The organism is Pantoea sp. GD03673 (genome assembly GCF_029844725.1).
Lineage (GTDB): Bacteria > Pseudomonadota > Gammaproteobacteria > Enterobacterales > Enterobacteriaceae > Pantoea.
The window spans coordinates 13,859-28,631 of the sequence record NZ_JAOCKJ010000012.1 but is presented as its reverse complement, the minus strand read 5'-3'; the positions used below and the strand labels follow the sequence as shown (position 1 = coordinate 28,631).

Genomic DNA, 14,773 nt, shown 5'->3' with positions numbered 1-14,773 from the left:
GGGCGTATAACTTTGGCTACTAAAAATAAGGCGTTGTCTGTTTTAAGCGCATTGAGGCAGGCATTCCGGGGCGCGGCGACAGAGGCACCGCAAAGCCTCGCCTGGACCAACGGACAGAACGTGGTCGTCTCACGGTCCGGGCTGGCGGCAATGGCTTACAACGAGGGAAATGCCGGGGAAATGACTTCCGCAGGCGACAGTCTTTTCCTGGGCGCGGAGCTGCCGCTGGACAGACTGCAGCGCTATGCGATTCTGGAGGAAATGGCGAATAGCCCAACGTGCTCAGCCGCACTGAATATCCACATTGGCCACGCACTCGCGCCGGACAAAAAAACTGGGCTGGCATTCTCTATTGTGCCGGTTGACCCGTCCGACGCAGAAGGCGCGGCGCGGGCCAAAGAGCTGCAGTATGATTTAGGCGCGATGATTAACCGACACCTGCCGTCGCTGGCTATGACAATGGCGATTTTCGGCGTGTCCTATGTGCGCCCTTATGCCCGCTCAGGGAAAGGGATCACCAGCCTGGAAAACAGCTATTACTCCTTGCCCTACTTCATCCAGGAGTTTTACAAAGGCGATCAGCTGGTGGGGTTCGGCGGGGATTATGTGCTTTCGCCAGACACCCATACCCGCACATTATCTACGCCGTGGTCCCTGGTCCCGATGAAAAATCCGTACTGGACCCCGACACGCAACGTTCAACCCGTGACGTCCGGTAATCGTGGTTACTCTCTGCTATCAGAGGAAGAGGACAAGGAGGTTGCGGAGACACAGAACTACGGCACCAGCTTCCTGGCGCATGCCTATGAGCCTTTCCTGAATCTGGTCGGCGCGCTGAATGCGCTGAAGGCAACGCGCTACAACGCCGCCAAAATTGACCGCCTGATTGCCCTGACAACCAACTCACTCGATCCGGTTGTCGGTGCGAACTACACCCGCACTGTGTCACAGACGCTCAAGCGCCACGGCGAAGCACTCCAGAAAAAAGCGGTTAACGGCAACACAATGCCAACCGTGATGAACCATGTGATCCCGGTGATGGGAGACGGTAAAAACGGCATTACGATCGACACGCAGTCAATACCGGCGGACATTACCGGCATTGAGGACGTGATGTTTCACCTGCGCCAGCTGTGCGCTGCGCTCGGTATCGACTCGACTATGCTGGGGTGGGCCGATCAGATGGCGGGCGGGCTGGGTGAAGGCGGCTGGATTCAGACGGCTATACAGGCGGCACTCCGGGCGCAGTGGCTGCGACAGAGCGCGCAGGAAATGATTTACCGGCTGATCGATATTCACCTGGCGTTCAAATACGGCAAGGTTTATCCGGTTAAGGATCGGCCCTATGTAGTTCAGTTCAACTCGATGAACACCGCCATTCAGGAAGAAGAAAGCCGCGAAATGGACGCCCGCGCCAACTTCATTACCCTGATGGTGCAGGTCATGGATGCGCTGCAGGCCAACAACAAGCTGGCGGAGAACGACACGTTCATGCGCTACCTGTTCAGCGATCAACTGAAAATGGACGGCGGCACGCTCGACAAAATGCTGGCGGAGTTTGAGAAGAGCAGGAAGAAGGCGAACGCGCAGGATGAGGAAGGCGGTAATGGCAGCATGATAAATGAATCAGCGCCTGACGGTTCGGATCCGGCAAGCTGGACGCATGACGAGCTGGTGGCATTTGCCCGTTATGTGACAATGCCCGACAGCTGATCAGCGTTAAAAAAAGACCGCACACTATATTCAGGAAGGTGTGCGGTTGATAAAAGTCTTATCAGCGCGATTGATGGAGATGAAAACAGAGAGGTATTACAATGCTAGATAATCTCACTACCACATATTGCGATCGGATTAGCGAGATTATTAAGCAACTTATTTTTTTTGCGGCTTCCGGGCAGTGTTTAATAAAACAGATGCATCAGATTCAGCTGCGTTTATCTCAGGAAGTGCCGCGCAGTATGGACACGGCATCACCCCTGTGTAACTTCTTTTTGCCACGCTCAGCGCCTGTAACAGTGAATAACAGCTGCCTATAAATGTCCTGCCTTCCTTAGCGGGTAGCCGGGGGCAGTCAATCCGGTGCAGCAGTAACCCGCTGTTTCCGTGGTCACTGACGTAGAACTTTATGGCGCTGTACATGCCATATCCTTTTGCTGCGTGTAATGGAAGTACCATTCGGAATTGATGCTATTCGTAATTATCCATAATCCGTGATAGCCGCAGTCGTGTCTATGTAAAATTTATATATCAAACTTTTTCACATTAGCTCGTCTGCGTTAATAAAATTTAGCACTCTGATTTTAATTTTAAAACATTTTTTAGCGAACTCTACATTTACCCTGCCCTAATCACTAATTGCATTTTTTGCAAGATAATCACTTAGTGACATGTAAATGTCTGAATTTCAATCTTCACATCGGAAAATCATAGCCAATTCAGTATTTCTAATGAGAATCATGCCAGGCTAAAAAAGCCATGTAAAAATGAATTTTACTGCATTGCATTTTGTCGCCCTACCTAAACTCATTAAACAAAACAAGAGGTAATTTCACCCTGATCATTAAAATTACTGCTTCCTGTTTAGTTAACACCAAAAATTATCATTAAGGGTTATTATGTTAATGCTTAATAACATCTTAATTGCAGGCAAAAAAAACCGCACTGGAGTAAGCCTTCGTGCGGTTACAGACAGCCACTTCTCAGTAAGCTGCTTTGCGATGTTGGATGCAGCTAATTAGGCCAGTCATAGACAAAATGTTGCACAGCAACAGCCTCAACACCTTTTTTAATTTTCACAACCTGCTGCGGACCGGCCTGCTCCTGCGCAATTGCCTGTTTCATCAGAAGAGCAGCAGCCTTAACAGGCTGGCATGTCTGCGTCGCCATCGCCTTCTTTGCTTTGGGCGCAGGCCTCTTTTTAGGTTTCTGACTGAGCTTAAGCAACCGCTCTTTGCGAGAGTCTTTTTCTTCAGGATTCTGGATTTTTAAACATACAGGGCATCGCTCAGAATTACTGTGATGGCCCAGTGCCACAGTCATTGCCTGTTGCGTGGTGTAGAGCGTGCCGATAAATATCCGGCTTTCAGGCGTTTTTGGGAGAAGTTTACAGCCTTCACGGTGCAACAGAGTGCCGCTTTCATAGTGAACGGAGACGTAGTATTTCTTTGCTTCTAACATGCCAATTCCTTTAAGCTGTATTGATCCTGATTCAACAGGAGAAAGATAATGATATTGATTATTATTATTAGTAATTGGTCTGCGGGTATGAATCCTGTAAATTCAGCCTGGCACTGAATTTTACGTACCCAAATGAGAATCCCTGACGTGCAGAGTTAATTAAACTAAATTAACCCACGCAACCTGTACCGGACCTGATATCTCAGCCATAAGGAAAATTATGACGCTTTAGTGTAGCAGCGAAATAACTTTCCAGTCAGCTGAAATAATGTCGTCAGGAGTAGGATCATAAAAAGACAGTACGCCAGACTCGCTCATGACAATAAACTGCATCTGACTGTCGGCATTTGTTTCAGTGAATACATGAACAGGTGTATCACCCCACTTGGCACGACGACAGATATTACTTTCAGTCTGGCTGATAGCTGTCATGGCGTGGTTAAAACCTGTTGCTGCTGGGATGGCGTGTCGGGGATATCAGACATGAAATGCTCCCTGTGCTTTGAGATGCGTCACAACGGGAGCTTCCAATCTCCGGGTGGTGACGTTGACAGGGTTGGAACTACCGGCGTACGAGGAGACCGGCCTACCCGAAGGTAGCCCCGCCAACGCCACCATTGAAACATCTGGCAAACTCCAGACGTGGTAGCGCCGGAGGCACTAAGTGCCTCCTCGTACATTCGTTCGGGGTTCCAATCCCGACCCCTGTTTTACAGTGGCGCGCACACTATATCCCCGGCGCGGATAAATTCAATATTTCTAATATGAAATTATCCACTGGTTATTAGATCCACTGATAATCGAAGAATCGCTACCCTGACAAATTACAACCTCCCTACCATCTTTTCACGCAGGCTATCGCCAGCGCTGCCGCCGCTCTGCGGGGCATAACCCTGTGAATATGAGGTATTTATGGAAGCACTCCGCACGGTGACGGATCGTTTTTCATTGATTGATAAAATTCGTCGATTTACTCCACAGAATGATCGCAACTACCTGCTGCGCTCTGTCCGCGAGACGTTCGCCAGCCCCGAAACTCTGGAGAGAATCCAGCTGGGGGAAATGTTCGGATATTACGGCCACGGACGCCGCGCCGCCTATTACGCTAAGACCGGGCGGCTCAATCTGCCGGAATTTGCGGTTGTCATGGTTGACGGGAAGCCGGTGACGCTGGAAAACGTACCGTCTAACCGTACGCTGGATGTCAGCGTGGACGATAACGGCATTGTGACTCACGTTCAGGAGATTCTGGACACTGAGCCTGGCAACATCGTTGACGGCATGAACCGTTCTCGCGCTGGTGGCTGGTCGTGGGCGACTGGCGGTGATGATAACGCCATTTCCAAAGTGACCAGCTTCCACGGCTTCGATTATGTGACCAATCCGAACTACATCAGTCAGGATCACCCTGCTCTGCTGCTGGAGTCGGCCAGCGAACGCGCTGACGCTATGCACGCAGGCCTGATTGAAAAGGGGTATTCGGAGAACCAGGCGGCCGACATTATTCAGCATTTTGAAACCCTGCGCGGCCAGGCGGCAATGCTGGAGTCTGCGGATTCTTCGCTGATGGAATCTGCGCTTCACATCGAGCATGGAAAGCGTTTGGAGCTGGAGGAACGTCTGCGCAACACGCAGCTGATGATCGAGAGTGCAGGTACTGTTGCAAAGGCGCGCCGCCGGATTATGAAGGATGCGCTGGCTAACATGCCGCTGTTTTTAAGTAAAGCCCAGCAGGCGGCATTATGCCGGATGGATACGCCGGAAGATGCGCAGATCGTCGCGGCAATGCTGGAATCAATCGGCACAAATGCGACTGCCACGCTACCGATCGGAACCGCCCACCAGCACGCATTACCAGAGACGCGCCCGCCAGCCGTGGTCTCAGCACCGCTGCTGTGGATTAACACACGATAAGAAGGGAAAAAGAAATCGTGCCCTGAAACTGGGGGCACGTTTTAGTCATAACTAAAAATTAGGAAAAAACTGAGTGTTGATCCTTTGTCGGATCGCGTTTATCATCCGGCCTCAAATTCAGTTTAGCGGCTGAATGTGAAGACGAAAAAAAATCGCCTGTTAGCGCAGACGATTTTTAAACAACATTGTGTGGTTTTGCGGACCACACCGGCGTTGTGCCGTACAGCTTCTGTAGCAGGAAGTTGCTTTTAAACCACTGACACAGGCATTGCACCTGCTGTCTCGTGGAGGACATCATCTCTTAATTCCCAGTAGCAAGGAATTAAGGCATGCCCATGTCCCAAATATCAAGGACTCAAAAGCGTGTCTATAGTAGCTAAAAGCGCCGATCCCGGCAACACTTTTCCCGCATTTCGCTCAAATAACGAGCACAGTTCTGTCCGAATTACAGGCTTTGATCTCACCCATATTATCGAACTTTCCCCCCTCCCGAAGTCAGTTACACGTGTCTTAAAATTCGCCTGCAATCTGGCTGGTTCCACGTCCGATTTCATCATCATTAAATCGCTCAGGAATCTGGCCGAAGAAGCCGGTTGCAGTATCTCTACAGTTCAGCGTGCTTATCGTGCTGCAGTCAAACTGGGGATCCTCAACTATGAAGAGCAGCGTGACGAGAAAAATCACAGCGTCAGCAAGCCCAGTAAATACACGTTTACCAGTAAAGCGCTGTCCTTTGTCCGGGCCAGCCTGGAAGCCCTGAAAGAGGCAAATCTGAAGCCGTCCGGACGCCAGACCATAGTCCGGAGAGTTATCGCTAAAGCATTCTTTAAAAACGATTTTATCCACAGCACCCCTAGTCAGAATGAACAGGCTCCCCCTGGTCAATCTGACCAACAAGAATTAAGAGATCCCTCCAGTAAAAGAGAAATACACAATAGGAAACCATTAAATTCTGTGGTTGAAAAATCGTCAGAACCTCAACCGGCCGCGGTGAAAAAATTCGGGCTCTACCAGAACACGCAAAAGCAGCTGGCGGCTGCATCGTCAGCAGCGCAGAACGAACGTAGCGCTGAAGAGTTTCAGCGAAAAGGCGGTGTACTGCATGAAGCCTACCAGACGCTGAAGTCTACCTTCAGGGCAAAGCCTGCTGGTGGCAGGAAGCCGAAAGGCCGCCGCTACTCTGACCCATTGAGCGGCAGCTTTTCGGCGGGTGTGGATTACTCAGTCATACCGGAAGGCTTTCGCGGTTGTTAGTCGGTAACAGTGCCACCAGCGTTCACATAGGCCGTCAGTAGCACTTCAATCTTGTGCGTTTTCTGACCATACGGCGAACCAGTGAGCGAGGCCCAGATATCGTTAGTTTTGCCGATCGCCGTGCGGATCCGCCCAGCCAGAACGTCGGCATAAGCACCCTGCTCTTTCAGCAGCTGATCGAGTAATCGTTCCTGTGAGGCGGGACTAAAATCAGGCAGGGTCAGCTGCTTTTTGTAGGCAGGCCAGTAGCGATAAAGCTGCTGATAGCGGCCCGCAGCTGTTGATGCCAGGCCGCCGTGATTAATCTGTTTTGCCTGACGATGCGCAAACGGGTGATCGCTGAAATCGGTGAAGATTTCGCCCTGCTTTTCGCCCAGCCCGGTCACGATGACGTCGTAGCCGCGCATACGGGTTAACGGGTGTGTACTGGTGCCTTCGGAAAAGGCCAGCATGTCGCCAAAGGCTTTACGGTTCGGGGATTGGTACATTTTGGTTCCGCTCACAGTGTTAATAGGAGCGCCAATATAGATAGTTTGTAATTTACACAGTTATTTCTAAAAGTTACTTTGTAGACTTCCAGTGTTAAAATCAAAAAAAAGCATAACCATGGAAGCACGATGAACACTGAAAAAGTACTGATTCAGCTTATAAATTTGGATGACTGTATTGAAGGCGCTTTGGTTAAAGAGAATTTTGAGGTATATGATTCTGAAATCAATGGGCTTTTATCAAAAACAAAAGATAATCCTAATGAAATAATTAGGGTTAACAAACTAACACCAGCTAATATTCATGAAATGGATTATATAGTCATTTCAAACGAATCCAGGCCAGCAAAGAAAAATACGGGCAAGGGCTTCTTTCAATTCACGACAAAAGACAACTCCAAATTTATAAATCTAACATCTTTTGATATGCTTCACATAATGGATAGCTTACAGGATAATACATCGCCACAGTGCATCATCTTCTTTGCCCAAAAATACTATTCAAGCACTTTAAACAGAGTTAATATTTTATATAGGGATGGCGAAAAAAAAGACAAAAGATTCACTGTTGATAGCTTGGGCTATCAATCTTTCGAGGAATCAAACGCTAAATCCAAGGTGGGATCGATATTTGTCGAGCCAGCACACCAAGATGACAGGCTTACAGGGATAATAAAACTAATAAAAAAATACGAGACTAATTCAAAGTATGGGGTCGCTTACACGCTCAATGATAATTTGAGTAGAGCTTTGATGCTATCCAAATCAAAAGAAATAATAGCCAAATATGAGGTAATTAATAGCAAAATATTTTTATACCTACCTGACATACATAACAAAAAAGAGTTTCTTTTAGAGCTTTTCACTTCAGTCCTACCTGAAGTAGATATACCTTTCTTTTCGGATACATTAAAAAACTTTGGAAGATTTAAATGGGCTAATGACTACGAATATATTTCACATGAAGAAAAATTAAAAACCATATCCATACAAAAAGAAATTAAAAACCATAATGATAGGCTTTTTAAACTCCAGAGTGAATTGAATGAAATATCTCAGCGAGAAGAGAATTTATGGGTTAAAAGTCTTTTAGTAGATCAATCAGATAAACTTGTTACCTCAGTTTATAAGTTCTTAAAATATATAGGTTTTGAGAATATATCTTTACCTGATGATAGTGTGTCAGTAGATGGGTTATTCGAAGAAGATATAAACATAAAACTATCTGAGAATTTTTCTTACATAATTGAGTGTAAAGGTATTGGTGGTACGTCACAGGATAGCGATTGCTCTCAACCAGATAAAATAGCGTTGCGAAAACGAGACGCTGCAGAAAGAAGTGGACTCTTAGATTATACATTCAGAGCTATATATATAGTAAATCATCAACGTTTTAAAGCACCTGAAGAGCGAGACAACCCTCCTTTTAAAGGAAGCCAAATTGACGATGCAAGAATAGCAAATCGAGGCATGACAACTTGTTATGAGTTATTCAAAGTTTATAACATGATTAAGGCAGAGATTTTAACACCAGAAGAAGCTAGAGATTGTTTTAAACAGACGGGTTTAATTAATTTTAGAAAAAAACTTGCTCCATTATATTGTGATGAAAAATTCCCTGGAGGGAAAATATACTCCTTTGACTTAAAAAAGACCCCTACCGCCAGAATAGTAAAAACCGGTAAGATAATCATAGAGGATAATGAAAATCATTGGCATGTATTAGATATACTAAGCCTTGAAGTAAATAATAAACCGGTTGATGAAGCCACTAAGGATGACGATGCTAGCGCGGGAGTCAAAGTTAGTAAATTGGTTAGTAACATAAAAAACTTCTATACTTTTGTTTAATCTTTTGTGGGCACACTATGTGCCCACAATTTATAAAGTCAGCCCCTTACCCTCTCCAAACTCATCTTCAATCTCGCCAGATACTGCGATGAGAACGTCAGTCAGCGTCAGATCACCGCCGCCGAACATATCCCCCAGCGCCTGCTGCTGGTGTAACAGCTCGTCGTTAATTTTCTGCGCCATCTTTTTAAACGCGGCCCCAATGCGTTTCGCGCTGCGGTTGTTTGCCACGATAAACAGCGCCAATGCTTCGGCCTCTTCGCTGGATTCCTCAAACAGTCCCTGCTGTGCCAGCACTTCCTGTATAGCCTGCCCGCTGTCTTTTGCCTGGCGCACCAGCTTAATCGCATCCTGTAGCGCGGCGATTGCCTGCTGATCAAGCCCATCAACTGATTGTACCCCGTCCACCAGCCCGGTGACGGCCTGCCGGTGAACGTCTCCGGACAGCATCTGCATTTGCGCAAACTCGCTGGCCGCCGTATTGAGTGCCGTCAGGATGTTGCGCATTTCAGGATCCGGCTCTTCAGAAACCAGCTTAACCAGGCGTTCATCCTTGTAGGCGCGGGCAAAGATCGCATTCTGCATGCGGTCAATCAGCTGCTTCGTCGGGCGCCCGTCTTCGGTCAGCAAGCCTGCGGTTGCTGTGTCGCCAATCTCTTTCATGAATGCCCGGATAAAACCGTCGTTTGAGCGTGCCAGAAGGTTGCCGTCGTCGGACGGATTGAAGATGGCCATCAGACGCTCATCGAGCATTTCGGCATCAACAAAGGCCTTCTCACTCGCTGCCATTTCCTGTAAATCGGAGAGGTTGGAGTCTTTCGCAAACTGCGCACGGTCAACATCGGTAATGCGCTCACGCACCAGTACCGGCATGTCCATTTGCGCGATATCCGACGCTTTAAGGCCGTAATCTTTTGCGTGCTCAATCAGGTACTGCCTGTACTCGTCGGCCTGTCCCTGCTCATAGGCGCGTGTGATCCCCATCGAGCGGCCATTGCCCGACTCCACCACGTTATCAGCGCCCACGATTGGCGCGCCGTGGCTGCTCATGCCTGAATCAGTCAGCTTCGCCGGTCGGAGGTTGCCCGCGATTTTGGAAACCTGAACTTTACTGGTCAGGCGCGTGCGGTCGCGTGGCTGCAGCTCTGCCGGAAACAGCGAGTTGATGGTGCCATCGAGGTTGTTGGAGATAATCAGGTGGCGCGCATCCACCACCTTAAATGCGGTCTTTACTTCCTGCCCTTTGCCGGTGACAACGTATGACGATCGCCCCGTTGTGGTCTGCGCTTTACGCAGTGAGCCCACCAGCCCAATCAGGGCAAATATGCTGCCAGCGTCGCTCAGCAGATTTCGAATTTTCTCGTTCAGCATTTTGATTCCGGGAATAAAAAACCCCGCCGAAACGGGGTGATGATTAAGTAGCGAGGCCGCTGGCCGCTATCCAACTGGCGGTCTGTTGTCTGGCGTCGTCGAGCTCCAGATAGACGCCGATGTAGTCACCGACGCGGCGCAGCGTCTCGACAAAATCCAGCTGTGCCTGGCTGGTGAACTTCCCGGCCAGAAAGTCAGTAACAACTTCCGGAACAGGCTGATCTTCTTTCACAGGCTCCGGCTGTGGCTCAGGTTCGGGTATCAGGAGGGACGCTGGCTCCGGGACCGGAACGGGTGCGCTGGTGGCGGGTGCTGGTGCAGCGCCATAACCCAGCTGGAGCATGATCGCCTCCATCTGGTCATTGAGATCCAGCAGGTCCAGCCCCTTCACGGTCGGCGCTTTGATGATCAGCTCGTCCAGCTGGTCGGCTAAGTCCAGCTTTTGCAGTGCAGTCAGGCTCATGCGGCCACCCCATTACGCTGCACGGCCACCAGCAGATCGCTCAGGTGCTGCACGGCGTCATTGACCAGGGACTCGTTTTCATCGAACACGCCCGCGGCCGTCAGTGCTGCGATGGCTTCCCGGACCTGACTGCGTCCAGCGCGGATCACGTCCATATCGTCGGTATCGAGCGCGGTCAGCCCCTGGAGGTAATCAATCGCCTTCTGTGCTTCGGTGTCAGCTTCCGGCACTGGTTCCGGTGCTGGCTGCGGTTCCGGCTGTGGCTCACCTGTGCTCAGTTCCTCCACCAGCGGAATACGCTTGCCGGTAATCATCGCGGTCTCCACTGCCTTCAAATACTCAGGACTCTGATTAGCTTCCACGTAGTCCGCTGCCTGCTTGACCTGCTCACTGCCATAACCCAGCGCTTCGGCCCAGGCATTTACCAGGTCAGACGCCCAGCCTACGAGATCGCCCATGCGTTTCGCCGCCATCCAGAATGGGTCAGTGCTTTCACGGTCGTCAGTCACGTCTGTCTCTTCCTGTTTTGGCTCACCTGCGGCCAGGGTCTGCAATCTGGCATTAATGGCCTGGTTGAAGTAGGTCAGGTCTTCGCCTTCAGGGTAGGCCACGCCAGTCAGGTTTTTACGGGCAACCATGCGCACCTGTTTTGCATAGGTGTCCGGGTCTTCTACGGACATTTCCAGATACTGTTCGGCGTAATCACCCATCTTGTCGGCCACGGTGACGGCCAGCGCATCGAGATCCGCATGTGTCGGGATCAGCTTCAGCTCAAAGTCGGCAATCTCTTTGTCGGTCAGCGGACGGTCGTAGGAAATGATGCCGTTGCGGGCAACGCCGCTATACGGCTGGCCCGCTGCAGGCTGGGCGGTAACGGAGGCATATTCAGGCGGTACCGCGCCGATACCTACTGGCCGGTTCACCAGGGCATAGCGCCAGACTGCTGCAGTTGTGACAGGTTCCGGTTGTGGCTCTGGCTGTGGTTCAGGCTGCGGCGCTGGTTCAGGCTGTGGCGTTGGTTCAGGTTGCGGCTGAGGTCCGGGCTCTACCGGCGCTGCCGCACCTGCCGCAACGCGATATGGATCCACCGCACCGGTGCGATAGGCTTTCAGCAGTTTGGTAGCCGCTTTACCCATCTCAGCGCCCTGGCTGGATTTGGACGGCATTTCAAACTTGGTCCCGTCCGCTTCGGTGATGATCACCTTTCCTTTAAGCTGTCCGTCCTGGTCATAGCTGTGATATCGAACCGTCGCGCCGTTGCTCAGCGTCGCCTGTCCGTCCATATTCAGGCGCGCTTTAACCTGGATAGTGCGATCGCTGAAAGTGTCCGTGATCTCAGGCTCACTGGCTTTCGCCTGCTGCAGCGCCGCCAGCTGTCCGGTAAGGTCGGCATTAATCTGGCGCTGTGCCGCAACTTTGCCGCGCAGCGTCTGCTCATTATCCTGCTGCATCTGCACGCGCGCGGTTTGTGCATCCACCACCTCCAGCAATGCAGACTGCTGCTCAGCCAGCTTGTCCGTTTCAGCTTGCGTGGTTTCCACTTCGGCGCGCAGCTTCGTCTGTGCGTCCTTCTGCTTTGTAAACTTGCCGCTGTTCTTCTCGATCAGGTTAGAAAGCGCCTGCGTAACCTGCTGCAGCGATACATCCCGTCCGCCGATCGGAGCCACAATGTGCGTCACATCGCGCTTGTTGATCAGGAACTGAAACGCTACCAGCGTATCCTGATTGCGGATTTTGCCGTTGTCAGCGGTCGGAGAGTGGAACACCAGCGACACGCTTTGCCCGTCTGATAATGGGATCAACGCACTCATGACCGGTATGCTGGCCACACGGCGCACTTTACCAATCACCGCGCCGCCCACGGTTTTCTGTCCGGTCGTATCAGCGCCAGCATCGTCAGTGCCGGCGCTGATGTTGGTCCCGTTCAGGCCACGGTTTAAGGCCTTCACAAAGGCGCGCATGGTCTGCGCCAGACGCATGCGCTCGGTGCTGATCGCTTCAAACATCGCACCCTGCACCAGGCTTTCATTTCCCAGATAGGTGTGATCGATGTCGTCGATCGTGGCGCTTTCCAGCATCATATCCGCGCTGCTGCCGGTCATCAGGCCGTCATAAACCGCCTGCGCCAGCACTGCGCCCGGTGTGCGGTTCTGGAGGTCCAGCACCATACGGTTGCTTAAAATCTCATTCATCATGCTGCCTCTTCCAGTTGGGCGATCTGCTCTTTCAGCTGGCGGGTGATCGCCTGCTCCTGATTAAGCTCGGTCTGTAAGCTGTCCGCGTTTTTCTGTGCCGCATCGGCATCCCGCGTCAGCTGGTCAGCCTTCGCCTGGGTGTCTGCGATACCCGCTTTATAGGCGTCACGCTGCTGGCGCACTTCGGCCAGCAGCTGAACTGACGATTTCACGCCGCGTTTTGGCTGCGGTGAGTCGTCTTTGCTGGCGGCGACGCGTGCCATCTTGCGCGCCAGCGCCTTCTGGAATGCCGTCGAGCCTTTTTTAAATAACGCAGCCAGCTGGCGTCCCAGGTCGGGGATCGTGGTGACGTGGGTAAATGGCACGTTTTTACCGTTCAGCTTCAGGCCGGAAATGTCGCCGCTGTCGTTAACCTGCACGGTCATAACCTGCTCGTCCATGCCGGTGAGGCTGAAGGTTTTAGTGAGAACGCCATCCTTTTTCCGGGCTGCGCCGGCGGCGGTGATTTTGGCTACTTCAAAGCCGCTGGTGGCGATCGCCTTTTTCAGCTTTGCCAGCCCCTTCTCGTTGAGCTCGTCAAAGCTCAGCAGGACGTAGGTCTTAGGATTCGACACGGTATTCCCCCTGCTCTGACTGGCTCAGCTGGTAGGTTCTGGTGACGGTATCCTGAAGCGGGAAAATGCGATAAAGCGGGTTCAGGCGGCTGTTACCGTGGGTCACGCGCACTGTCAGTGACCACTCGCCCGGTTCCAGATAGCGCGTATCAATCAGCAAAAACTCTTCACTCACGCCTTTTGGTGAGAGGTCCAGCGTGCGCTGCTTGCCGGAAATGACCACTGTCGGATCATTACTATCGCGCAGCCAGTACTCAATTTTGGCTCCTGCAAGTTTACCCACGCAGGCAATGTTGAGGCGGACCGGGAATGCCAGCGCGTTGCCGCGCACAGTGGCCACGCCACATCCCAGCAGAGACACTTTTTTACGGGCAAAGGCGCAGCGATCGACAACCATCGCCGCCGCCATCGCTGTGATAAACAGGTTCTGGTAATCAATCATGGGCCGGAGCCTCCTTTTGACCCAAATACGCCATTTATTGCCGCAATGAGTCTTTCTTTAAACACGGTTGAGAGTTCTCGCCAGTTGTTGCTTGCAACTAACACGGCAAGGTAAATCACGATTTCGTCCAGTCCCTGCTGGCGGGCAAAGAAATAGGCCGTGAGGCCCGTAATCAGCGCCAGCACAAGCTCGGTGGTAAAGTTGAATACCGTCGGTCGGATCCGGTATTCGCGCACTCCCAGCAGGAAAACGCCTGTGCCACTCAGCAAAGACAGGAGAAGCGAAACCGCGAGCATTTTTTCTACATCGGTCACATACCCCCCTTAGCACCTGGTAATCAGGTGGCGAGAGGGTACGGAGTCTGTAATTTAGAGAGGTAAAGAAAAACAGCGCCCGTAGGCGCTGTTAGGAAGGAGATCAGAGTGCTGCTGGTGGTGCAGGCCAGGCAGATTCCGGCACGTTGCCGATATCAGTTTCTTTCAGCTGCCGGATGTAAGCCATCCACTCCACCAGCTGCGCCTTGTCGTTATCCGGAAGGATGCCAAGCGCCAGCTCCGCCTGCCAGTCACTGATAAAGGCCCGCGCTTTTGCCAACAGTGAACTTCTGGTGCGCTCAGCCATTTCCTGCAGCTCTGCGGCAGAGTGTTTATAAGCCTCCACTTTGCCATTACGGTAAATCCATCCACCTAATCTATCCATGCCGTCTGGAATATCCGAAGCGACCACCTCTGCCACCCAGCAGTTGATCGGCCACAGTTTTGAAGCGTCCGTGTCAAAGCTGACTACCCGACCTGCTTCGTCGTACACAATTTTCATCGTGTCTGGTGAATACAGTTTTTGCGACTCATACCAGTCCTGACCGCTTTTGCATCGGACAAAAATGATATTCATGTCATTGAGCGACTGCAGTCTGGCGGCCTCTACTTTTTCTTCATCAGTGGAAGATTCAGTAACGACCGGCACATTCGGTGTATATTTTTTAAATGGTCCAAAATTTAACATAT

The 14,773-nt window shown here is 51.1% G+C and carries 14 protein-coding genes; 4 read left to right on the top strand and 10 right to left on the bottom strand.

Features of this window, described 5'->3' with window-relative positions:
* Window positions 1-12: 12 nt before the first annotated feature.
* On the top strand, window positions 13-1,713 hold the full coding sequence (locus N5J69_RS19570) for a phage portal protein (protein WP_279772286.1): 1,701 nt from the start codon (window positions 13-15) through the stop codon (window positions 1,711-1,713).
* 1,017 nt (window positions 1,714-2,730) lie between these two features.
* Here the strand turns inward: N5J69_RS19570 and N5J69_RS19565 are convergent.
* The gene (locus tag N5J69_RS19565) at window positions 2,731-3,177 is read right to left on the bottom strand and encodes a hypothetical protein (RefSeq protein WP_279772285.1); all 447 of its coding nucleotides are present in this window, start codon (window positions 3,175-3,177) and stop codon (window positions 2,731-2,733) included.
* A gap of 228 nt (window positions 3,178-3,405) precedes the next feature.
* Complete coding sequence (locus N5J69_RS19560; RefSeq protein ID WP_279772284.1) at window positions 3,406-3,609, bottom strand: hypothetical protein; 204 nt, start codon at window positions 3,607-3,609, stop codon at window positions 3,406-3,408.
* A 480-nt stretch (window positions 3,610-4,089) separates the two neighbouring features.
* Between N5J69_RS19560 and N5J69_RS19555 the strand changes: the two genes are divergently transcribed.
* Entirely contained in the window at window positions 4,090-5,091 is a 1,002-nt protein-coding gene (locus N5J69_RS19555) for a head processing protein (protein ID WP_279772283.1), read from the top strand.
* A 363-nt stretch (window positions 5,092-5,454) separates the two neighbouring features.
* Window positions 5,455-6,345: a hypothetical protein gene (locus N5J69_RS19550; protein WP_279772282.1), complete on the top strand. Its 891-nt coding sequence runs from the start codon at window positions 5,455-5,457 to the stop codon at window positions 6,343-6,345.
* Here N5J69_RS19550 and N5J69_RS19545 read toward each other — a convergent pair.
* Window positions 6,342-6,833 (bottom strand): glycoside hydrolase family 104 protein, encoded by a 492-nt coding sequence (locus N5J69_RS19545; protein ID WP_279772281.1) that lies wholly within the window; start codon window positions 6,831-6,833, stop codon window positions 6,342-6,344. The genes N5J69_RS19550 and N5J69_RS19545 overlap by 4 nt on opposite strands.
* 129 nt (window positions 6,834-6,962) lie before the next feature.
* Here N5J69_RS19545 and N5J69_RS19540 point away from each other — a divergent pair, with 129 nt between their 5' ends.
* Window positions 6,963-8,684, top strand: a complete 1,722-nt coding sequence (locus tag N5J69_RS19540; RefSeq protein ID WP_279772280.1) for a hypothetical protein — start codon at window positions 6,963-6,965, stop codon at window positions 8,682-8,684.
* A gap of 30 nt (window positions 8,685-8,714) precedes the next feature.
* Here the strand turns inward: N5J69_RS19540 and N5J69_RS19535 are convergent, their stop codons facing one another.
* The 7 genes from N5J69_RS19535 to N5J69_RS19505 form a co-directional block, all read right to left on the bottom strand.
* Window positions 8,715-10,052, bottom strand: coding sequence for a hypothetical protein (locus N5J69_RS19535; RefSeq protein ID WP_279772362.1), 1,338 nt, complete (start codon window positions 10,050-10,052; stop codon window positions 8,715-8,717).
* 46 nt (window positions 10,053-10,098) lie between these two features.
* A complete protein-coding gene (locus tag N5J69_RS19530; protein ID WP_279772279.1) occupies window positions 10,099-10,518 on the bottom strand; it encodes a hypothetical protein in 420 nt (139 codons plus the stop codon).
* Window positions 10,515-12,713 carry a head protein gene (locus N5J69_RS19525; RefSeq protein WP_279772278.1) on the bottom strand — a complete coding sequence of 733 codons (2,199 nt, stop codon included), beginning with the start codon at window positions 12,711-12,713 and terminating at the stop codon, window positions 10,515-10,517. The genes N5J69_RS19530 and N5J69_RS19525 overlap by 4 nt, the downstream gene beginning before the upstream one ends.
* The gene (locus N5J69_RS19520; protein WP_279772277.1) at window positions 12,710-13,327 is read right to left on the bottom strand and encodes a hypothetical protein; all 618 of its coding nucleotides are present in this window, start codon (window positions 13,325-13,327) and stop codon (window positions 12,710-12,712) included. The genes N5J69_RS19525 and N5J69_RS19520 overlap by 4 nt, the downstream gene beginning before the upstream one ends.
* Window positions 13,314-13,769 carry a hypothetical protein gene (locus N5J69_RS19515; RefSeq protein WP_008926985.1) on the bottom strand — a complete coding sequence of 152 codons (456 nt, stop codon included), beginning with the start codon at window positions 13,767-13,769 and terminating at the stop codon, window positions 13,314-13,316. Before N5J69_RS19515 ends, N5J69_RS19520 begins: the two co-directional genes overlap by 14 nt.
* Entirely contained in the window at window positions 13,766-14,083 is a 318-nt protein-coding gene (locus tag N5J69_RS19510) for a hypothetical protein (protein WP_008926984.1), read from the bottom strand. Before N5J69_RS19510 ends, N5J69_RS19515 begins: the two co-directional genes overlap by 4 nt.
* Before the next feature lie 103 nt (window positions 14,084-14,186).
* Entirely contained in the window at window positions 14,187-14,771 is a 585-nt protein-coding gene (locus tag N5J69_RS19505) for a tail fiber assembly protein (protein WP_279772275.1), read from the bottom strand.
* Window positions 14,772-14,773: the final 2 nt, after the last annotated feature.